At 64.8% G+C, this 21,514-nt stretch carries 14 protein-coding genes; 2 read left to right on the plus strand and 12 right to left on the minus strand.

The features are described from left to right. Positions 1-3: 3 nt before the first annotated feature. The 11 genes from WHH00_RS10425 to WHH00_RS10475 all read right to left on the minus strand — a co-directional run bounded on the left by WHH00_RS10425 (position 4) and on the right by WHH00_RS10475 (position 18,130). Positions 4-2,892: a hypothetical protein gene (locus WHH00_RS10425; protein ID WP_406632560.1), complete on the minus strand. Its 2,889-nt coding sequence runs from the start codon at positions 2,890-2,892 to the stop codon at positions 4-6. A 3-nt stretch (positions 2,893-2,895) separates the two neighbouring features. Further along, positions 2,896-3,054, minus strand: coding sequence for a DUF6760 family protein (locus WHH00_RS10430; RefSeq protein ID WP_406632562.1), 159 nt, complete (start codon positions 3,052-3,054; stop codon positions 2,896-2,898). After that, entirely contained in the window at positions 3,051-3,524 is a 474-nt protein-coding gene (locus WHH00_RS10435; RefSeq protein ID WP_406632564.1) for a hypothetical protein, read from the minus strand. Before WHH00_RS10435 ends, WHH00_RS10430 begins: the two co-directional genes overlap by 4 nt. After that, on the minus strand, positions 3,524-3,967 hold the full coding sequence (locus tag WHH00_RS10440) for a phage tail protein (protein ID WP_231455407.1): 444 nt from the start codon (positions 3,965-3,967) through the stop codon (positions 3,524-3,526). The genes WHH00_RS10435 and WHH00_RS10440 overlap by 1 nt, the downstream gene beginning before the upstream one ends. Positions 3,968-3,991: 24 nt before the next feature. Then, positions 3,992-5,548, minus strand: coding sequence for a phage tail sheath family protein (locus WHH00_RS10445; RefSeq protein WP_406632567.1), 1,557 nt, complete (start codon positions 5,546-5,548; stop codon positions 3,992-3,994). A gap of 166 nt (positions 5,549-5,714) precedes the next feature. Further along, positions 5,715-9,491, minus strand: coding sequence for a hypothetical protein (locus WHH00_RS10450; RefSeq protein WP_406632569.1), 3,777 nt, complete (start codon positions 9,489-9,491; stop codon positions 5,715-5,717). A 188-nt stretch (positions 9,492-9,679) separates the two neighbouring features. Further along, positions 9,680-10,459, minus strand: a complete 780-nt coding sequence (locus WHH00_RS10455) for a DUF4157 domain-containing protein (protein ID WP_406632571.1) — start codon at positions 10,457-10,459, stop codon at positions 9,680-9,682. A gap of 114 nt (positions 10,460-10,573) precedes the next feature. Further along, entirely contained in the window at positions 10,574-12,655 is a 2,082-nt protein-coding gene (locus tag WHH00_RS10460) for an ATP-binding protein (RefSeq protein WP_406632573.1), read from the minus strand. A gap of 19 nt (positions 12,656-12,674) precedes the next feature. Continuing rightward, positions 12,675-13,331, minus strand: coding sequence for a DUF4255 domain-containing protein (locus tag WHH00_RS10465; RefSeq protein ID WP_406632575.1), 657 nt, complete (start codon positions 13,329-13,331; stop codon positions 12,675-12,677). A gap of 10 nt (positions 13,332-13,341) precedes the next feature. Continuing rightward, positions 13,342-17,313, minus strand: coding sequence for a hypothetical protein (locus WHH00_RS10470; protein ID WP_406632577.1), 3,972 nt, complete (start codon positions 17,311-17,313; stop codon positions 13,342-13,344). A 193-nt stretch (positions 17,314-17,506) separates the two neighbouring features. After that, positions 17,507-18,130, minus strand: coding sequence for a response regulator transcription factor (locus tag WHH00_RS10475; RefSeq protein ID WP_231455414.1), 624 nt, complete (start codon positions 18,128-18,130; stop codon positions 17,507-17,509). Positions 18,131-18,442: 312 nt separating this feature from the next. On the opposite strand from WHH00_RS10475, the gene WHH00_RS10480 reads away from it, so the two are divergent. After that, positions 18,443-19,705, plus strand: a complete 1,263-nt coding sequence (locus WHH00_RS10480) for a hypothetical protein (protein WP_406632579.1) — start codon at positions 18,443-18,445, stop codon at positions 19,703-19,705. Between the two features lie 10 nt (positions 19,706-19,715). Continuing rightward, on the plus strand, positions 19,716-20,033 hold the full coding sequence (locus WHH00_RS10485; RefSeq protein ID WP_308192102.1) for a PAAR domain-containing protein: 318 nt from the start codon (positions 19,716-19,718) through the stop codon (positions 20,031-20,033). A 40-nt stretch (positions 20,034-20,073) separates the two neighbouring features. Here WHH00_RS10485 and WHH00_RS10490 read toward each other — a convergent pair whose 3' ends face one another. Next, entirely contained in the window at positions 20,074-21,396 is a 1,323-nt protein-coding gene (locus tag WHH00_RS10490; RefSeq protein WP_406638560.1) for a peptidoglycan DD-metalloendopeptidase family protein, read from the minus strand. Between the last annotated feature and the right edge of the window lie 118 nt (positions 21,397-21,514).

Genomic DNA, 21,514 nt, shown 5'->3' on the forward strand with positions numbered 1-21,514 from the left:
TCCTCAGTTCACATCGGTCCGCAGGCCGCGGCGCTCGCGGTCCAGCAGCATTTCTGCCTTGATGCGGCGGATCAGCGGCCCGGTAAGCCGCTTGGCCAGTTCCTCCAACTGTTCAGGCGTGGCCGCCGGTGCGCCTGCTGCCTGTTTTCCTGCAGGGCCGATGGCGGCCGCCCCTGTAACCGGCTGGCCTGCCCCGGCGGGAGGCGACCCGGCGTCGGCCTGCACCGATGTCTCGGTATCAAATGAACTCGGTGAAGCCGCAGCGGAGGGTCCTCCGACGCTCCCGGCCCCTTGGGCGGGGACACCGGTCCGCGACCCCGCCCAAGGGGCCGGATCAGCTGCGTCCCTTTGAGCGGTGGCGTCGCCGACGGTCCGGGACACGGGCTGTAGCGCTAGGGCCAGTACAGCGGGCCCCGAAGGGTTGTCCAAGGTCGGTGCTACGTTCGTCGCTTCTGGAAAGGCTGCGCCGGGTACGGTTCCTGCGCCAAAAGCAGAGCCATCAGGATCCGGCCGGACAGGATGAGCAAGAGCCGACGACGAAGCAGCCGAGCGCTGCAAGTTCACCGGTCCCCGTCCCCCGACTTGGGTCATTGGGCCCGCCGCTGCGGGGATCAGTTCCGCCGGCCGCCAGGAGTCGGGTGCGGACCATGGCCCACCGCCAGCAGCAGAGGCTGGGGCTTCTGGCGCAAGGGTTCGCTGAATGGAGCGGCCGACGGCGGCAGTCACCTGGGGCGCTTCCACCGGCCAGGCAACGGCGCCGGCAACGGACAGCTGCAGGGGAACAGGCTCGTAGGCCGGGCCGCCGGGGCCTTCAGGGCTGTTGATTCCGGGAAGGCCCGATAGCGGCACCGGCATAACATCAGGTCCGGGGTATCCGTGGAGGCTCGGCGGTGCGTTTGGTGCAACGGCGGACGTGGATCCTTGTGCTGCGCGCCCCAGGTCGGCAGCAGTAAAGGACCCTGGGGAAAGGGATGCCCGCTGCGGTGCGGCCGGCATTTCTGTGAGGCGTTGCACGCTGTCCGGGGTGGAGTCGGCCGTGGCGGTCCGTGCCATCCGGAACGCCAAGGGTCTTTGCGGAGCGGTGTTGCTCTGTGGAGTGGTGTTGATCATTGGAGTGGCGACACCTAGGGCGGCGGAAGTGCTGCTGAGCGGGCGGCCAGTGGCTGGCTCGACGGCTCGTTGGAGCGGGAGGACGGCGTTCGAAGCGGGTGCTTCCGGAGTTGTTGCTTGACCGGCCACAGGCTCGCGGTCGTCGGTTTGAGGCCCGCCCCGCCAGCCGGCGTCCGGAGGTGCTGCCGGCGGATCGACGGGGTGTTCGGGAGCCCCGTCCGGCGCGGGGCCGGACAGCTCCTCAGCGGCTGCGTCAGTGATCGCAGGCTCACCGGGTGCCTCCTCCGGACCTGATATATAACCGACCGCAGGTCCAAAGCGCGAGACGAGGGGCATGCCGGATATACCGCCCGCATCAAACGCGTGCGTGGCCGGGGCATCGTCAGGGACGCTGTGGCCTGGGCTGCCGAGCGACCCGTCCAATCCGCCAGCGGAGAGCAGCGGGGCAACCGTTGGTTCCGGATGCATCGCCGGCTCATCGTTTTCCTGGCCGTCTGCCGGCCCGTCCTGCCGGTCCTCCCCGGCGTTGTCCACGGTGCGATCAGGCATAACAGCTGAAGATTCGACCTCTCCAGGACCGGCTGCTCCTTGGTCACCGTGATCGTTGGAAGCGTCCCCCGAGCCGGCGTCTGTCGCTTGTACCGGTACGGCGGGCAACGGCGCCGGGTCGGCCTGCGGGCCAAGAAGGGGCAGGTGGACCGTTCCGCCTACGGGGTCGCCGCTGATGGGCGTAACGAAGGTATCGGCGGCGCCGGTCCCGTGGTCGTGGTCACCATCGCGTCCATCAGGTCCGCCACCATCTGCAGGGTGGGACTCCTCAAATCCTGGAACTGGTCGCGTGGCCGGGGCCGGCACTGACGGTTCCGGGGCAGCTGAACGCTGGACCGGCGGAGGGATGTGCCTTAACGCGGCCGCGGCAAATGACTCCGGTTGACCTGCTGGTTCCGAATAGGCCAATGGCATGCCGAGGCCAAGTTTCGACGCGGGCGGCACTTTCCACCTCGCCGCTGCGGCGTCCGGCGTCCGCGGCTGTGCCCGCTGCACTGCCGGGGGCGGCAGGGGCACGTACGTGGCGCTCCCATCGGAGGTGCTGCCGACCGTGCGGATGGGCTGGCTGGAAGTCGGGGCGACGGCGACGCTGGACATGTCCTCCTCAGGCGGCAGTACCGGCACGTCCGTTGCCGGAAGTTCTTCGGGCGCCTTCGATTCCTGCTCGGGCTGTGCCTGGGCGTGCTCCGGCGCGGCACCCTGCCCGGGGTCGGCTTTGGTTTGCTCCGGTGGGGAAGCGTAAAGCTGAAGGACGGGAAAGGTGCCCGCTGCTGCGGTGAGCCCACGGCCAACGGGACCGGGGGCACCTGCCGAAGTGACGCCGTCAGGCGCTGAACGCTGGACCGGGCCCGCGGTGCCGGCGTTGCGCGGGGTGGGGCCGCTGCGCGGAGCCGGGGGTGGCAGCAGCGTCATTTCCACGGACGACGGCGGGTACGCGCCATCGCCGCCAACGGGACCGCCGCCGTCGACGTCGATGATCCCTGCCGGTGCCGCCGTGCTGACCAGGTGCGCCATGGGGCTGGTGAAGGACGGGTCGCCCCAGGCGGCGAGGGCGCCGGTGAAGCGGTCGGGTTCGGAGATCAGCTGCATGTTTGCGGTGGTGCGCTGCAGCGGCGGAAGGAAGGCCCAGCCGACGGGCGGGATGCGGGGCGGTGCCGCCGCCTGTTGCTGAAGTCCCCTGCCGGCGTCGTCAGTTGGGGGCTCGATCCGCTCGCGCTGCCAAGGCCACCGCATGGTCTACCGCTCCTGTGAGAAGCGGGTGTTAATCCCGGCGATTTCCTGGATGTAGCGCAGACGCTGGCCGTGTTCCAGATCGAGGATGTCGTTGAGCGGCCAGTGAAAGTGGTAGGCCACGTACGCCACCTCCTCATAGATCCGGTCCGGGGCGTACGTCATGATTCCCCCAGGCGCCCACCGGCAAGGTCCGCCGTGAACCGGTGGGAGCATTCCGGGCAGGTGACGGCTATCCGGGTGTGTCCCTCCGCGTTAATGCGGCGGTAGAAGTCCTGTAGGAAAGCGACGTCCGAGGCGAACATGTTCTCCACCACCGCTGACGTGACGGCTGCCAGCGTGCCGAGGGAAGTGATGACACGGCCGAGGAGGACCACGGTGGTGTAGGCGGAGTTCTCCTGGACGCGGGCGTCGTAGAGGGGAAGCAGTTCGTCGCGGGCCGTCGCCAGGCGCATGACACCGTCCTTGTGGACGGTTCCGTCCTGGTCCACGTAGCCGCGGGGCAGGACGAAGCTGAACTCGGTGCGGAGCTCCTGGCGCTCGGCTGGCCCTCCCCTTTCAATTTGCCGGTCCGGTTGCTGCCCGTCATTCACGTCCGGGTCGGCGAACACGGCGGCGCCATGCGTCCGCTGCATCACGAGATGGTGGACTCGTCGTAGCAGATGACGAATTTCTCGGTGGCCTGTTCAGTGGCGCCGGCCTTGAGGGAATTCAGTTCAACGCTTTTCACCCAGCAGTTCACAAAGTTGTACGTCTTGAGCGTCTCGCCCTTATAGTCCAGCAGGGCGACGGCGGCCGTCTTCCGGGCACCGGCGACGTCACCTTCCATGACGGTCTTGAGCCAGTCGGAGACGGTCTTGCTGTCGGTGAGTCCCCTGGTGACGGTCAGCTCGCCGGCCTTGGGACGGCCGATGAGCTGGCGGACCACGTACTTTCCGTCCTTGGTCTGCTGCTTCAGCTCAATCTTGTCGACCTCCGTTTTGAGGCCGCTCACTTCGATCACCCTGGGCACTTCGATGCCATCAATCGTGACCGTGAACGCGTTGGCCGGTGAGTTGTCAAAATCGCCGAGGGCCATGGTCTTGCTCCTTTTGAACTGGGATTACTCGCTCACGAGGCTGGTGCCGCCGGAGAACTGGGATAGCTGGAAGACAACGAATTCGGCCGGCTTCACCGGGGCTACGCCAATCTGGCAGACCACCTGGCCGGCGTCGATGCCCTCGGCCGGGTTGGTTTCCGAGTCGCACTTGACGTAGAAGGCCTGCTCCGGGGTAAGCCCGAAGAGTGCGCCCTTGCGCCATTCGTTCGTCAGGAAGGCGCTGATGGTGCGCCGGATGCGGGCCCACAGGGCAGGGTCATTCGGTTCAAAAACGGCCCACTGGGTGCCCTGGAGGATTGACTCCTCCAAGTAGTTGAAAAGACGCCGGACATTCAGGTACCGCCATTCGGCATCGCTGGACAGGGTGCGGGCGCCCCAGACGCGGATTCCCCGGCCCGGGAAGGTGCGGATGCAGTTGACCCCTAGGGGATTCAGCAGTTCCTGCTCGGTCTTGGTGATCTGGGTCTGCAGGCTTGTGACGCCGCGGATGACCTCATTGGCTGGGGCCTTGTGGACGCCGCGGGTGTCGTCGTTGCGGGCCCAGACGCCTGCCATGTGGCCGGACGGGGGGATGAACCTGCTGGTGCCGGTGGAGGGGTCGAAGGTCTTGATCCAGGGCCAGTACAGGGCGGCGAATTTGGAGTCGTAGCCGCCGCCGTCCATGCGCCAGTTCTTGATCTGCTGGGCGTTCAGGCTTGGGGGCGGGTCGATGATGGCGATGCGGTCGCCCATCAGTTCACAGTGCGCAATGGCGGCAAGCTGGACGGCCTTCACGGTTTCGCCGTCGATGGAGCCCTGTTCGTAGGCGGCCATCAGGTCGGGGACGGCCACCATGGTGACCTCGTCGACGGCCTCCAGGCCGCTGAACCCTGTGCGGTCGGCGGCGTCGCCGACGTAGTCGTCCACGTTCAGTTCTTCGGTGCTGGGAGGTTCAGGCTCCGGTTCGGGGGCGACCAGCTGGATGGTTCCCTTGTCCGGTTTAATCAGGGCACCTCCCGTGGCGACTTCCTCGAGGGTGACGATCTTGGACTCGGCGCTGACCTTGATTGCGGCGTTGTTCGCGCCGCGCTTGGTGGTGACGTTGTCCCAGATCTCCGGCGGTTTGCCCTCAGCCGTGATGACGATCTTGAACTGGTCTTCGGGGGGATTTTCCCCGCCGGGATCGGCGATTTCCACGGTCACAGGCTTGGGGTTGGCCGCGTTGGACTTGGCCGTCAGGCGGTACCCTCCGAGTTCCGCCATGGGGGCGGCGGCTACCGCCTTGGGCTGCTGCTTTGGTTTTTCCTCACGCCGGCCATCAGCGCCAATGCGGACGACGTAGCAATTACCTCCGCCGTTCAGGAAGTAGCCGTACACGGCGTGGGCCAGGTAGGAGCCCGGGATGAAGTCCCCGAAGGTCTCGGAGAACTGGGTCCAGTTGGACACGAGGGTGGGTTCGTTGTCCGGGCCCTTGGCGGCGAGCCCGACGAAGGCGGCCACCGCAGTGCCCACGCCCTCGATCGGACGGGTGCCCGCTTCGACCTCATGGACGTATACACCTGGCGAAAGATAGCTTGGCATTTTTGTCTCCTCGATGAACCGAAACGTGATTCAAGGTTCCAGCGGGGAGAAGGTGCGCGGTACGGCCAAGCGGATGCGCTGACGGGAAGGATGGGGTGCACGAAGGGGCAGGGCGGTAGCATTATTTCTGACAACCGACAGTCAGAAGGCCGCTAGTGCAGAGCTTTCAACCCACGTCACCCGCCAAAACGGTCACGGTCTCTGGGCCCGGCGGGGAGCCGCTCGGGGCATACCAGAGACCAGCGGCTTTGGCCTCCCTGTAGCCGGCAACAACAACTTCTGCATAGATATCGGCAATTAAATCCTGGATAACGTCAAGCTTTAAGCGTTGCCCTCGTATGTCGACAATAATCGCTTGAAGCACCATGTGTGCTGGCAGATGTTCGAGCCTGGCATTGAACTGCCTTCGAAGCTCGGCTATTAGCTCCGCTTTACCCTTACCGCCTTGGCGCATGATGATATATCGCTTGGTTTCGATGTTCCACGAACCAGCTTGAAGATCTGGGCGTGTGCTTCCCTCGCCCCATTGCTCCTGCCGGTCTCGGTACGAGACCTGAGTTCGGGCCCCAATGATCTCGTGAAGCCAAGCGATTTCACGTTCAGATGCCCGAGGGTCAGGCAGCCTTCCGGTTTTCGCATTGGCTGCCCACTTCTTGTACAGCTCGGCCTCCCTGGCCGGGGCCGATGCATAAAGTGCCATCCATCGGTCATGGAGTTCATCTCGCTCAACCTGGGACAGCACTGCCACTCCTGGCGGCGCTGCGGCTGGGTCAAGTCCAGAAGATTTGAGAGGTCGAGAAGGACGGGAAGCGGCCGTTGCTTTGGACATCTTTACTTTTAGCTTCGCCGTTACGGTAGACTCTGCGGTCGCCCTCATTCTTGTTTTTCGCTTACTTCTAGGGTTGATCGCACCCTCGACAGTCCACATGCCTCCGTCAGCGACCGGCCGCAGGGAAGTAAGACCATACTTCAGCCGAATGCCTGTCAGTAGCGGTATGAGCATTTTTGCCAAGACCGGCTTTCCAGAGAACCGACTCGCAAGCGCTTGAGCGGCAGTCATGGCCTTGTCTAGTCGCTTCTGCTTCCCCTCGGGCGAATCGTCACCCCCTCGAACTTTTGCAAGCGCCTTTTGGCCCAGCTTCTTTGCGCCGGCTTTCACCTTCCCTGCAAAACCCTTGATCCCTCGAATAATCGGGCCGGCGAGCTTCAGGCCCGTCTTGATCACGAAGTCGAGGGCCTGTTTCACCGGTTTCTGCAGCGTCTCGATGATCTGGCGGATCTTCTGGCCAATGCCGCCGATGCCGATCACGCTTGCCAGGAACCCGATGAGGATCGGAACCATCTGGCCCAGAACGTCCTCGATCTTGTTCACCACGGCGCTGACATTGCCGCGGACGATGTCGGCCACGGAGTCGATGATGGTGTTAACGAACTTCATGATCCGTTCGGCGTTGTTCACGAAGAACATCACAACGTCGTAGATCAGCTTGCAGGCCTTGATGAACGCCGCGGCGGGATTGAGCAGGCCGATGAGCCACGTGATGCCTGCGGTGATGATCTTCGTGATGACGAAGTCCTTCACCTGCTCGAGGATCATGTCCTTGATGTTGCCGAGCTTGTCCAGGAGCATCTGCCACAGGCCCGCGACGCCCTGGCCGCGGATGATCTGGAAGATCTCCACGCCCTTCTCCACCGCGGCCATCGCAGGCTCGCCGATCTGCTTGACCAGCCGGTTGCGGATGTTGGCCCACGTCAAACCAAAAATCGAGGTGAGCAGCTTGATGATGCCCTTAAGGTCGAAGGTTTCCGGGAGCTCGACTCCGCCCTCGGCCAGGGCGCCGAACAACCAGCCCATCAGGCCCTTCTTGAGGTGGCCCAGAATATTGTCCTTAAACTTGAGGATGCCGCCCTTCACGCCCTCAATCAGGTTGCCCAGGAACGCCACGGGGTTCTTGATGATGTCCCCAACCACACCCGCTGCCCGGGAGAGGACATTCTTCAGCATCCCGGCAAGCTCGCGGATGGTGTTGATGATCGCCTTGAGCGCACCGATCGCCTTGTCCACCAGGCCCTTGTTCTCCGCCTGCAGCGCTTCGATGCGGTCGTTGAGCCCCTTGCCCGCCTCGACGTACTTGGTCGCCAGGGCATCCACAACCGATTCCTGCTTTGCGTTGACCTCGCCCTCAAGCGCCTCGAACTTGTCCCCGATTTCCTTGGTAGCGTCGGCGCCGACTTTCTGAAGGTCGGCCGGGAGACCCGCAACGTAGGTCGAAATCTCGGCGCGGCCCTTGGCTATCCGCTGTTTGGCCCCCGTCAGGGCCCTCCCGACGATGTCCGCAACCCGGGAAATGACGCCGTTCATCTTCGAGAGATACAACTCGCGGCCGGCTTCATAGAACTCGTTGACCTTCGGGGGCATGCCCGTAATTTTGTCCCGTAGCCAGCGGTACCCGCCCAGCCACCCGCCATACCGGTCCTTCTTGTACGCCGACATCTTCGCCTCAACATAGGCCTCAAACGCCGCGCGTGCCCCGGCCTCTCCCGTCTCAAACTCTTTATCGACCTCCGGGTCGATCCCGTCGAGGGTCTTCTTCACGTCCGCCTCAGTGGCGGCGAAGATGGCCTGGACCTTGGCCGTCACTTCGGCGCGGCGGGTCTCGTCCTTGGATTTGGTCTTACCCTTGTCCGCGGCCAGTTTGGCCAGCGCCGAAGCCTTGGCGTTCTGCATGCCCGAGACGCCGCCGGCCGTGACGGCGCCGGCTTCCGCTTTGCCTTGCTGAAGGACCTGCTGTTCCTGTTGCCGGTATTCCACGGGCGCGGTCTGGGCATGCTCGGCAGCGGCCTGCTTGTCCTTGAGGCCCTGCTGGAATTCGGGCTCGTTGGACTGGGCCAACTGCTGTTCACTGACGTCGGCGTCGGCCGTTTCCTGGTTGGCCTGCTGCGGGCCGGCGGCAAGATTGACTTGGTCGGCCGGCGCCGGTTTGGGCGCGGCCCCGACGGCGGTGACGGCCGGAGCCTGTCCCGGCTGCTCCTGGGCCATCGGGGTGACGGGCTTCGGAACCGCCTTCGACTGGTCAGGCGGAGCCTCCGTGGCGGCCTCAATGTCCTTCGCCTGCCCCTCCTTGCCCTGCGAGACGAGGCCCTTGACCTCTCCTTTAGCCTGCCCAGCCTTGCCGGACTTCCTGTACTCATCCGCTTCCTCAAGGGTCTTCGGCGACTTCGACTCGATGGCCGCCTTGACCGCGGCAATGAATGCCTGCTTGTCGAAGGTGCCCGGCTGCTCGGCGTCCATGGCGTCGACTTTGGCGGCCTTGGCCTGGCCTGCAACATCGTCCGTAGGCGGAAGTGCGGCACCCTGGGCTTCCTGGGCTTTGGCCGCGGCCGGAGGGTGGGCCTTGCGGGACTGTGCAACGCCCTTGATAGCGCCGGCAACCTGCGCGAATCCCGGATCCTCCTCAGGCCTGACCGCAAACGGTGCTACAGGGGGCTGCAGGAGCTTGTCGGCGGGCAGGGCGAGGGGCGCAGGCATGGCTGGGGCCGCCGCTCCCCCGCCTACGCTGGCGGCGGCGGGTTCGCCTGCTGCCGATCCTTTGGCCTCGCCCTGCATCTTCGCGGCACCGGCTTTCCCCAGAGGACTGACGGCAGGCACCTGCTTGGGCGGCTGTGCAGGCTTTTTCGCCGGTACCGACCCCGGGCCAAAACCCGTCTTCGTTACGGCGAGCGCCGCAGCCGGCGGTTTGGGTCCTTCGAGCTCCACCGGCACGCCTGCAGTCTTGGCGGCCTGAAGTCCCTTTTCCACGGTGCCGATTACCGGCTGGTCCGTGCGGATCTCTTTCAGGGCTGCGTCGATCTCGCTGACTGCCTGCTCCCCCGGACTCTTCAGCTTCGCTGCCATCAGGGCACCCACAGCGGCATTGCCGGCCTGCCGCTGCAGCGCCAGCATGGCGCGCGGATCGGCCCCTGCCCTGCGCCTGCCGTCAATGAGGGCGCTGGCGACCTCGATCCCCGCTGCTCCAGCCGCCTGCCGCGAAACAGCCGGCACAACAAGCGCAACTGGACGCCCTGCCCGTTGGGCGGGGGCCTTTCCCGGGCCGCCCTGGAATGTCGTCGCCATGGGTCACACCGGCTGGGTCAGCCCGTTGGCTCTTCCTTTTCGGCTTCTTCCCGCTGGACGGACCCTGCGTCCGCGAAGGAGCCCTGGGCAGTTTCCTCTTCCTCTTTCTCTTCGCGCTGGACAGGTGCGCCGTCCGTGAACGTCCCCTGCGCGGTCTCCTCGTCCGCGTCGCGCTGCACGACGGCGGCACCCGCCGTCCGCTGCGCCGTCGCCGGGGCTGCGGGTGCGGACACAGCCCTCTCGGCGGTGGCGGCAGCCTCCCGTTCAAACCGGTCGGACGGGTCGCTGACCCGCACCCCGGTGCCCGTGGCGGTTCCGTCCACGGGCCCGCTCCGCTGCTGGACCACGTGCGTCAATTCATGGGCAATCATCGTCCTGCCGGCATCAGAGCCGGGGTCGTATTTGTCGCGCTGGAAAACGATATTGGAACCCACCGTGTAGGCATGGGCGTTCACGGACGCAGCAGAATTGTGCGCGGCCTCGCCCGTATGGACGCGGACGTCCGAGAAGCTGTGGCCCAGCCGGTCTTCCATGTCGGCCCGGACCGGTTCCTCCAGCGGCCGGCCGCTGCCGGACGAGACGACGTCCAGAACCGGTGACCACTCTTCCTCGGCCAGGCCGCGGACGCCGCTGTTCCCCACAGCGCGCTGCAGCGCCAGCATTCCGTGGGAGCCGACGACGTCGGCCCGGCCGGCAGCTGCAGCCCGGAACAGCACCGCAGAGTCCGCGGCTTCCTTCCGGGCGGGTTTGGTGAGCAGCCCGTCTACATCGGACTGGTCGTGGTCATAGCTGCGCATGATGGACACCTTTCATCAGACCTACACCGACGATGCACCGTGCACTCCGGGCCGGCAAGCCCCGCCGCCGCGTACCAACGGGCAGCCAAAAGTGCCCAAAGGGGCAACCTCCCCCTACCCGCCGGACCGACGCGCCGCCGTCAGCATCCCCCAGTACGGGCCGAACTCGCTCTCCAGCGTCAGCCGCCCCAGCTTGCGGTACTCGCGCTGCACCGCGGTGACCAGATGGGTCATGGTGACCGTGCCGCCGTCGTCCGCCGCCAGGTACGCGGCCGTGACGGCAGCCGAGCGGATCGCCCCGCCGGCCAGTTCGAAGGCCTGGCCGAGGAAGGCGAGGTCGATGTCCCCCGCCCGGCCGAGTGTCCGCCCGAGGCAGCGGTCCCATAGGATGCGGCGGTATGCGGCGTCCGGCAGCGGGAAATCCACGACGACGTCCAGCCGGCGGGTGAACGCCTCGTCGATGTTTGCCCGCAGGTTCGTCGCAAGGATGGCCAGGCCGTCGAACGTTTCCATCCGCTGGAGGAGGTAGGCGCTTTCAATGTTGGCGTAGCGGTCGTGGGCGTCCTTGACCTCGGAGCGGCGCCCGAAGACGGCGTCCGCCTCGTCGAAGAGCAGGACGCCATTGACCCCTGCCGCAGCGGTAAAGATCCGTTCCAGGTTCTTCTCGGTCTCACCCACGTATTTGTCGACGACGGTGGCCAGGTCCACCACGTACAGGTCCAGTCCCAGCGCCCGGGCCACTACCTCCGCGGACATGGTCTTGCCCGTCCCGGAATCTCCAGCAAACAGGGCGGCCACGCCGTGTCCGCGGCCCGCCCCGGGCCGCATCGCCCAGTCGCCGAGGACCTGCTCGCGGTGCTTGGCCCGCAGTGCCACTTCCTTCAGCGCCAGGAGGACGGCGTCCGGGAGAACCAGGTCGTCCCAGCCCACCACCGGCTCCACCCGCCGGGCCAGGCGGTCCAGGGCTGAACCGTTCTCTGCTCTGGCCCCCGCACCGAGGTGTGAAGCGGTGAGGCGGCCGTCGGGGGTCAACGTCGCCTGCACCTGAGCCGATCCGGCGGCCCGGGCCACCTGCTCGGGACGCAGCCGGAACGCCGAGGTGGCGGCCCCGATGTCGAGCCCATTGAGGGCCCCGAGCGCGGTGCGCCACAGCTTTGAACGTTCGGCGGTTGTGCTTGCCGGGACATCCACCAGGAGCGGAGGCCTGGTGGTCCATGCCGGATCCCAGGTGCCGTCGCCAATGAGCAATACGGGCATCGGTTCGGCATGCAGGGATTCGAGCACGGCGGGCCGGTCCGCCACCGCCGCCAGCGGCCCGGCTACGAGTCCTGCGCCTCGAAGCCGCGTTTCCCGCACGGCGGCGTCAATGAGTTGAAGCGGATCACGCTCGGCGGCCAGCCGGGCCAGGTCCAGCAGGACTGTTCCGTAGCCCGCGGCAGTCAGGGCGCTTGCAGCGAGGACACGGCCGGAGCCGGTGGCCGGTTCCCGCAGGTAGGCCAGCCGGACACCGGCCCGGAGCGCGCGTTCTAGCGGCACCGCATCACCCCAGTCGACGTCCGGGGGTTCGGCCAATACAGCTTGAAGGGACAGTTCGGGCATGTCACCGCCCAGGAGATGGCCGACGACGCGGTCCGGCACCCGGAGCGCCCTCCCCGGCAACGGGCGCTCGGGGTCCTCGACGGCGAGCAGGCCGCCGGTGATCAGCGGACCGGACAGCACCCTCGCCCGCCCGTCTGCGGCGGACAGGGGGCTGCCGCACAGGGCCAGCGCGACGGCGACTGACGGGCGGCGCCGGGTGACGTCGTCATTCAGGTAGCCGAAAAGCTGTTCGAAGCGCGGGTCAAGATCGGCCGCGAGCGCCACCAGCAGCAGATCGACGTCGAGGGGTTGAAGGCCAAATGTGTCCGTCAGGTCCCGCAACCGCAGCCGGTGTCCGTTGGCCTGGGCCTCATCCGCATGAGTCTCGCATTCCTCGAGCCGCGATGAACCGCCGGGACCCGCCTTTCCTTCCTCCTCCGGGTCTGCAGGTTCCTGACCGAGAAGACGGTCGACGGCGTCGTCGCTGAGGTAGAGCCCGCGGAAGGGGTCATCGGGTTGCGGGTCATCGGCACGGCGCGTTGCGACGAGGAGACGGATCCGCTCCTCCACCACCCCCACGCGGCCAAGCAGGTGGGCGAGACTGGGATCCCTGGTCATTGTGCCCGCGCCATGACGGTCACCTCGGGTGGCGGCGGGCGGGTCCGCGCACGGAGACCGGCGGCGGGACGTGCTGGTGCCGTCCCGTATCGGTGCCGCCGCCGATCAGGTCGGACATGTCCACGTGCGTGCCCTTGGAAGCCGGCAGTGCCGCTTCGTAAACGATGCCCGTAGCAACCGGTGCGATGACCACTATGTCGAGTGACGGCTTGAGCTCACCGCCAAGGGCCGACCAAACGTCCGCAAACGCGCGGTCCTCTGGCGGGGGCAGCCCCACCGTCATGGGGACCACGAGTCCTGTCTCGGCGAGCGGACCGACCACCAGTTCATCAGGCAGCGCCTCATGCTTAAGGAAACAGCGCAGCAGCTGGTCCAGCAGGCGGTGCTCGTCTTCGGGCCTTTGGGTCCACGCGGTGACGAGGTAGGAGAGCTTGAAGTGGCGGGGCGCCGGCCTGCGGGTCCGGACATAGCCGTCATCTCCACGTTCTTCTGACAGCCCGCGTTCCCGCCGGCGGAGATCTTCCCTGATGTCGTAGAGGTAGATGTTCACGGTCGGGGCGTTCCGCCGGCTGGCCCAATCCTTTGTGGGCGCATCGAACACCACATCCACCTCCGAACCGTCCAGCGCTTCAGAACGGACCAGCGACCGCAGGGCGTCGTCGATTTGAGCTATCACGTTTGTCCCCTCATCCCCGCCCAATCAGATCCGGCGACGGCGTCATCGGACGGGCGACAACGAGGACCGGTGCACGGAGTTCTCCGAAGAGTTTCTCCTTGTCCGCGCTGGTGACGATGATGTCCCGCGTTCCCAGCTGGTCCCGGCGAACCAGCAGCACTCCCCTTCGCAGGTCGGTGCCGTCGTGTTTGATGGCTGTTGAGTCCGGGGGAATACCCTTCGACCAGGCAAATATCACTGGGGCGCCGGGTGGCAGGCCCTCCGCCACGATGGTGACCACGTCGCCCGGTTTGGCCACCGCGGGATAGACGGAGACGCCGGGCTGGCGGACAGTTAACCCTTCGCTGTCTTTGTTGTTCTCGAGCTTCGGATCCGTACTCGATGTGCTGGCTTCAACGTTGATCTCCGCCGACTGGGCCGAGACTCCCCCGGTAGGATCACTTTCCGGCAGGCTAAACTTCAGGTCCACCTCCCGGCTTGCTCCCGAATCGAGATTGTCCAGTGGACATCCAGCATCCGTGCAGCCGTCGGCCGGTTCGAAGGTGAGCGGACCTGTGGTGGCGGCCTTGATGCTGATGCCCGATGCTGTGCCCGGGCCGTTGTTCGTGACTTTTGCTGTGGCGGTTGCCGGCTGGCCACCCGTCCAGCCCTCGCTTTGTTGAAGGGTGAGCTCCACACCGATGTCCGCCGAGGAGTCCCCTCCCAGCGTTCGCGTGGTGGTGGTGGCCTGGTTGTCAGCCGGGCTTGGGTCGGGGGTTCCGGCGGTGATAGTCGCAGTTGAGACGTGTTCGCCTGCGGCGTCGCTCCTTACCTCGACATCGATATCCATAGCTATGCCCTTGTTTAGCCGTCCGTCAATGTTGCACTGGACAGACCTGGCGGACACTTCGCACCCGTCGCCGGTTGCCTTCAGGGCGGTCATGCCTTCGGGCACCTCAATAAGGACCTTCGCCGACGCCGCCGAGGACGGTCCGTTGTTGACTACGGAGGCCTTAAGCGTGGCCGTGTTCCCTTGCGCTACGGTGGCCGGATCGCCGGCCAGCTTGATGGCGAGGTCTGCCCACGGTTGAAGGGCCGGCTGGGTTTCGGCGCGGCGGCTCTGGACGACGGGCCGGACGTTGCTGCCATCAGGCCTGACGGCATAGATGCCCGGATGGTCCGGCTGCCCGGCGGGCTGGCCGGTGAAGTAAATCTCCGTCCGGTCCAGGGCCCAAGCGGGATCCTCCGCGGAACGGATCTCGCCACGGCTGGCAGTGGGCGCGCCTGCTGCGTCGAAGCCAGTAACTGCGGCGATGGACGCGGCGGCGTGCGGGACGTCCGGACCGTTGGCCCCGTCGTCGTCCCTAAGCGTCACTGCCGCAAGCATGCCGCGGTCTGTGACCACGATCCGGGTCCCGTCTGGCGACCAGGCCGGATGAGCGCCTGCGACCGGGCACTCGGCCACGCACCGGCCAGGGGCTTCCAGCGGCTTCCCCTCACCTGTGGCGGCGTTCAGCACCCACACCTCCGGCGGCGAGGTAATGGGTTCCGGCGGTAGGGACAATGTCAGCAGCGATTGAGCAGGCAATGTTTGGGCTCTTGGAACGCCCGGAACAGCGCTGGTTGAGGACAGAAGCCGGAGCTCGATCTGGTGTTCCGGCGGAGTCGTCGGAGGCGGAGTCTCCTCCCCCTCCGATGGACCTGGTCCCTCAACGATCACCTCGGGGACGTCCACCGTGGTCACGGCAGTATTGTTCGCGAGCATCGTCTCGCCGATGACATTTGCAACTGTTCCTGTGACGCTCTTCGTACCCCACTCCTGGGCACGGATGGAGACAGTCAACTCGATAGGCCTGTCTCGCGGCGTTAGGGAGGGAATGGCACATCTAATGCCCCGGCCCTCTGGAGTGCATCGCTCGGTCGGATCAGTTAGGTTGAGCCCCCGTGACGGACTGAACGTCACACTCGTAGCATCGGTGCGGCCAAGTCCGTTGTTAGCGATAGCGGCTGTTACGTCCACAGACTGGCCCAGGTCCATGGTCATCTTTTCCGGAAGGGTGATCTGCAGGTCTCCCGCGACAATCTCAATAACGGATTCGGCGGCATCGTTCTTAGAGTCCGAGTCGCCGGACAAGTTTAGTCGCACGGCAATGCGCTTACTTCCGGCAACACTGCCGCTCACCGTCCACTCCTGAACTGAACTCGCACCCGGCGGAAGCGGGCCTATGGGGCAAGTATCAGTTTGGGGCATGCTGTCGCATGATGATCGCGCGCTGACAGACATTCCCTGGGGGAGGTCAAGAACAACATTTGCTGAATCGGTAGGGACCCGCCCAACATTCGTTATTGTCGCAACTAAACTTAGCTCCTGTCCGGCATTCGCCGAGGCCGGAGCCTTGAGTTCGATTTGGAGATCCGGGGCGTAGCGCCTGTCGACTGCGAGGAACATCCCGTCCGGTGACCAGGCCGGGTTCTCCTCGCCGTAGCGGACACCTTCAGGCGGTACCCCACCAACTCGTCGGCTGGGCGCGCGGGCGCCTTTCTCCCGTTCCGCCTCCAGATCAACAATCCAGGTGGCCGGGTCGCCGTAGTCGCTCCCCCTCCATTCATAGCGGGTGAAGGCAATCCGCCGGCCATCCGGCGACCAGACCGGATCAACGTCAACGTCCTTGTCGCCCCGCTCATAATTGAGCATGCCCGCATCCTGACCGTCAGCCTGACCGCGGTACAGCACACGAGGGATGGCCCCATCTACCTGGCCGACTTCTTGACTCCACGAGATCGACGTTCCGTCAGGCGAGTAGGCGGGGCCGGCGTCGTCCAGGGCGGCAGCAGCAATGACGCGCTGCGCCCCGCCGTCGGACGCATTGGCATCAGAAATATTCGCATCTGCGGTCCGGGACGTGAAGCCAATGGATGTAGAGCCTCCATCTACAAGCCAGGCTGCATGGGACTCGGCTGTTCCAGGATCCACGGCAACTTCCACGACCCGCGCCGGGTCAATTTCGGGGGCACCGTTGCTGAAATTCAAAGCAGCTATCAGTACGTCGCCACCGGGATCACTACGAATTGAAGTAAAGGCAATCCAGTGGCCATCTGGGGACCAGGCCACCTCCGAGCTGCCATATCCCGGGGCCAACCGGGGACTAGGCTCGGATGCTGCAGGCCAGACGGGCAAGACTTGTGGATTCTTGGCGCCGGCGGAGGGGAGCTCAAGGATCGCCAGGCTCCCGGACTGTTCGAACAGAGTACTGGTGAAGATGACCCAGGTTGATCCGGAGCTTTCAATCCGACCAGTGGGCCGGTAAGCAGCCGGCTGCGTATCCGCATCGGGACCGGCAGTGAGCTGCATGAGGCCGACCTCTGACGTTGCGTCAAAAGTTTCATTCAGGTCTGGAACAGAGAGCTGGAAGAGGTCACCGAGTGGATCCTCGCGGGTACTGCTGAAAATTACTGCCGAAGAGTCCGGCGACCAAGTGGGCCAGGTATCTGTGGCTGTTGACAGCGTCAGCTGCCGGGACGGCGGGCAGTCGTCCGGGTTCTCCCCCAGCCGGACAACCCAAATGTCCAGGTTTCCGGCCGCCTCCGAAGCGTACGCCAGCATGGCGCCGTCGGGCGAAATGACCGGATGAAACTCCGCTGAGTTGTTGTCGCAGGTGATGCGCTGATGGCGCGCGCCGTCAGCATCACCTCGAACGGCATATACGTCCCCTTGCTGGCTGTCTTTGCTGCTGACATACGCCAAGCTCGGCGTCCCATAACCTGCTGATAGCTCCGCCTTGACTGCGGCGGGATCGTCACCCCAAAGTTCCGGCTCGGGAGCACCGCCACGCTCGGAACCACCGGAAATAGCGACCTTGTAGATATCGGCCCGTCCGTCTGTGAACGCCACCTTTGGTGCTGCCAGCTCGGGGACGTTGACTGCCGTAGACAACAGCATGGCCGGGTCCGTTATTTCTGCGGAGGGTACCGCCAGTCCGGCAAGAGCGATCGCCCACACCATGAGCGACGCTCCTGCCCACCTTCGCTGTTGCACTGGCCTCTCTCCTGCGCTGTCGAACCGACGTCACGGCAGGGGCGAACCTGACGGCACACCCCTACAACCCTAGGAACCACAGTGCTGGCCCGCGCCGCGGTCCGGCTCGGTGCCCCGGACACACGTTTGGGAACCAGATTCTGCCCCAAAAGGCAGCCGATCAGATCAGGCCCTCCCGCAAGGCGTACGCCACGGCGTGGGACCGGTTGCGGAGCTGCAGACGCGTAGTGACATCGTGGACAACATTTTTTACAGTCCGCTCTGAATACGCGAGTTTCCGTGCTATTTCGGACGTATCCAGACCATCGGCAAGAAGGCGGAGAACCTCCACCTCGCGGGGGGCGAGCCCTGTAAACATGATGCCCCGCGGGCCAAGGACGTGCCGCTGCAGTTTGCCCACCTGGTCCAGGAGGCGTCCCAACAGATCTGGTGGCACACTCCCTTCGCCTGAAGCGGCCGCCGCAATAACGGAAACCAGCCGGTCCGGTGTGGCTTCGCTGCGCCGCACCAGCCCAACAACGCCCGTTTCAACCGCTTTGACGAGATCGCCGTCGTCGAGATGGCCTGCAACCAGGACGGCGCGGGACACGCCTGTCCGCTGGACAATGCGGAGAAGCGTCAGGGCGTCGTCGTCTACGGAATCCGTAACAATAACGACCACCCGCACCTGTTCAGAGTCATTTGTCTTCACCACCCGCACCTCGGGGCGTGCACGCAGCTCGCTGGCGACGCCAGCTTCAGAAATTGGGTCGCGTGCGTGGACGCGGACCGTTATTGGTTCCATGGTTCCTCCCTCAACGTACAGGGCCGACGGCTGCGGTGGGCTAGCCTGCAGTGTCTGCCCAGATTGCCCTGTGCCACCAATGTAGAGGCGAGTCCTCTTCGTGCAATCAACACAGGCTCAACGGGCAACCCCTGTGCCCGTAAGACCGCCTGTCCGGTGTGATGCCGGTTGTCACGGGAGCCCTAGCCTCGAAAATACCGACGAGCGCGGTGCGTCCCTCGGACGCTGCTCTGTTTGCAAGGAGAGGCCATGAGCACCACTGCAACGCTGGATTCGCGCCCCCTGACCCTGGAGGCCGGCGCCCAAGCGTCTGTGCCGCTGCACATTCGCAATGATGGCGAAATCGTCGAGGAGTACAAACTTGAGGTTGTGGGACCCAGCGGCCCGTGGTCTGAGGTTGTTCCCGGGCTGGTGTCCTTGTACCCGGGCCAGGATGCGACAGCCTCCGTGGAGTTCAGGCCTCCCCGTTCTGCTGCCGTCCAAGCAGGCGAATTTCTCTATGGCGTCCAGGTCCTCCCCACCGAACATCCGGAAGAGGCGGTTGTGCCCGAAGGGGTGCTGAGCCTCCTCCCCTTCTATGAAACGACAGCTGAACTGATGCCGCGGACATCGCGGGGTCGCTTCGGTGCCCTTCACCGCTTAGCCGTGGACAACAGGGGCAACATTCCCATTGCCGTCACGCTCACCGGTACCGATCCGGGAGAAATGCTCGACATGGGACTGCCCGAAGAGGCGCTGACTGTTGAGCCGGGAACGGTTCAGTTCGCCCACGTTCGCATCCGTCCTGTCCGAAAGATCTGGCGCGGCATGTCCGCCACGCATCCTTTCGCCATAACGGCCACACCGACCGATGGGCCGCCGGTGGTGCTTGATGGGACGTACCTACAGGAGCCGATTCTGCCGGCATGGATCACCAAAGCTGCCATTGCATTGTTGGCGTTGGCTGTTGGCCTTTTCGCCGCCTGGCAACTGTTGTTCAAGCCTGCGGTCGAAGCGACTGCCAAAGCGGCTGTCCAGGATTCCGTCAACCAGGCTGGCCAGAGCGCTTCCGAGGCGGCAACCAAGGCATCCGAGGCCTCGGCGGGAGCTGCGGATGCGGGGGTAGCAGCCCAGTCGGCCGGGGAGGCAGCCACGAGTGCGGCAACGTCCGCAGAAAAAGCATCGCAGGCGGCCGGAAATCCGCCTCAGCCGGAAATTGTCAGTTCTATCGCAAAGCGCCTGGAAGTTGAGTCGGCGGCAGGCGCCTCCAGCTCAGCACCTTTCGTTTTTGACAATCCGACCGGAGTCCTAAAGCTGACCGACCTTGTACTTAACAACCCGCAGGGCGACTTCGGACGGTTGCGCCTGGAGCTTGATGGTGTCCCGCTCCTGGACATGGCATTGGAAAACTTCCGGGACATGGACTACCACTTCCTCACTCCGGTCAGGGTCACTGCAGGACAGAGCCTTACCCTAACAATGTCCTGCAACCGCGTGGGGTCGCCTCCCGATCAGGCCGCGCCTCCCCAATGCAAGTCGGCGGCCTTTCTTAGCGGGACAATAACGATTCCAAACCCGTCGTCAGCCCAACAATAGGAGGCGCGCTGTGCCTACAGGGCCCGCCCTGAGGGTAGGAGACACATCCCTGTGTCCCCTCTTCGACGGGCCAAAACCGCATGGGGGCGGACCGGTCACACCTGCCGCAGCCACCGTGACGGTGCTCATTGGTGGCATGCCGGCCGCCGTGGCCAACTCAGCACCCGGCGGAATCCTCTGCGTTTCGCCTGCCCCGAATGGAATCGCGTCCGGCAGCCTCACGGTGCTGATCGGAGGCTTTCCGGCAGCCCGGGTTGGTGACCTCTCGCTTCACGGGACCCCTATTGCGCCAGGTCCGGGATGCCCGACCGTCATTATCGGCGGGTGAGCGATAGCGGACTTTCCGTTATGCATCAGTAGACCGGAGATTAAGGAGAAACTCTCGCTTTGCCGGTCTTCTGAGGACCTGCCGTTGATGAAAGCGCGGGCAACGGATCTTCCTCTACAGTCGAAGTCGTTGACGATTCCTCCACCGACATTGTGGCCGGCTCCGTCGTGATTGGGGCAGGACCAGGCAGATCCTCCGTAACCGGGGCAGGACTCGACGTCACCGGGGCAGGACCAGGCGGATCCTCCGTAACCGGAGCAGGACTCGACGTCACCGGGGCAGGACCAGGCGGATCCTCCGTAACCGGGGCAGGACCAGGCGGATCCTCCGTAACCGGGGCAGGACTCGACGTCACCGGGGCAGGACCAGGCGGATCCTCCGTAACCGGGGCGGGGCTCGTCGTGACAGGGGCAGCGCTCGTCGGGTTGGTGGAAGAAGGCGACGTCTCGGTGGACGAAGAATCGGTTGCAGTTGGCTGCGGGGTATTGCGCTTTTCGTCGCTGGACACGGGCGGCTTGACGGCAGGTGCCTCCATTTCACCACCCGAAATTTCACGGTTGGTGGGCCGATTGGCCGGAATTGCCCACACCGTAGGCTTGTCAGTCTTGCTGCCTGTGCCCGGATCAAACCTATTCCTGGGCAGATCGTCCAGCTGGTCCAGCTGGGAGACGGGCAGAAGTTCCCAGTTCGATGGGTCCGTATGAATGCCCCTAACTAGCGTTTCGAAATGCAGGTGGCATCCTGTAGAGGATCCAGTGGTGCCAACATGCGCGATGACCTCACCAACTTTTACGGATTCGCCTTGCTCCACCGCAGTGGATTCCAGGTGGTTGTAGGTTGAGATGATCCCGTTGCCGTGGTCAATCTCCACGCGGTTGCCGCCGCCCCAAGGGTGCCAACCGACTGCCCTGGCTACGCCAGAGTCGGCCGAATAAACGCGGGTGCCGCACGGGGAGCCGAAATCCTGCCCCCAGTGGAATTCACCTGCCGCGCCAGTAATGGGACTAATCCGAGAACCGTATGAAGACGAGAGGTTGAGAACTTCTAGTGGCGCAAGCAACCAACCTGCCGGGGGACGACCAAGACCGCGCGACGCGACCCGCATCCTTCGAGAACCGTCAGCCCCGATCGATTCCACGTCCACGCGTTCGAAATAAAGGAACCCGGCAGAATCAGCCACCACGGGATCTGGTACACGTTCCTGGGGCACGCCCCCTTCTAATCCGGCTGGCCCTTCGGACTTTACCGTTATCGATGGAATTGGCGTTTCGTCGTTCCCTCCAGCGGCGGTTGCAGGCAAGGAAGCGCAGAAGCAGAGGAGCGCGGCTGTAAAGGTTGCACCCAGCCAAGACCTCGATGGCATCAGTAAGAGCCCATGCAGGCCACGTTCGTCTTTTTTGGCCACGATGTTCCTCACCCCGGATCCTGTAATCCTTTGGCTTCTTTTCTAAAGCCGACAGGCGCTGAAAAGACGCCCAAAT

The organism is Pseudarthrobacter quantipunctorum, assembly GCF_045291495.1.
GTDB classification, from domain to species: domain Bacteria; phylum Actinomycetota; class Actinomycetes; order Actinomycetales; family Micrococcaceae; genus Arthrobacter; species Arthrobacter quantipunctorum.

Coding starts and splice junctions, on each gene's coding strand:
- WHH00_RS10490 (WP_406638560.1), bottom strand. CDS start 21,396: ATGCCATCGAGGTCTTGGCTGGGTGCAACCTTTACAGCCGCGCTCCTC.
- WHH00_RS10470 (WP_406632577.1), bottom strand. CDS start 17,313: ATGGTGTGGGCGATCGCTCTTGCCGGACTGGCGGTACCCTCCGCAGAA.
- WHH00_RS10455 (WP_406632571.1), bottom strand. CDS start 10,459: ATGCGCAGCTATGACCACGACCAGTCCGATGTAGACGGGCTGCTCACC.
- WHH00_RS10430 (WP_406632562.1), bottom strand. CDS start 3,054: ATGACGTACGCCCCGGACCGGATCTATGAGGAGGTGGCGTACGTGGCC.
- WHH00_RS10475 (WP_231455414.1), bottom strand. CDS start 18,130: ATGGAACCAATAACGGTCCGCGTCCACGCACGCGACCCAATTTCTGAA.
- WHH00_RS10425 (WP_406632560.1), bottom strand. CDS start 2,892: ATGCGGTGGCCTTGGCAGCGCGAGCGGATCGAGCCCCCAACTGACGAC.
- WHH00_RS10460 (WP_406632573.1), bottom strand. CDS start 12,655: ATGACCAGGGATCCCAGTCTCGCCCACCTGCTTGGCCGCGTGGGGGTG.
- WHH00_RS10445 (WP_406632567.1), bottom strand. CDS start 5,548: ATGCCAAGCTATCTTTCGCCAGGTGTATACGTCCATGAGGTCGAAGCG.
- WHH00_RS10440 (WP_231455407.1), bottom strand. CDS start 3,967: ATGGCCCTCGGCGATTTTGACAACTCACCGGCCAACGCGTTCACGGTC.
- WHH00_RS10435 (WP_406632564.1), bottom strand. CDS start 3,524: ATGCAGCGGACGCATGGCGCCGCCGTGTTCGCCGACCCGGACGTGAAT.
- WHH00_RS10450 (WP_406632569.1), bottom strand. CDS start 9,491: ATGCTGGCGCTGCAGCGGCAGGCCGGCAATGCCGCTGTGGGTGCCCTG.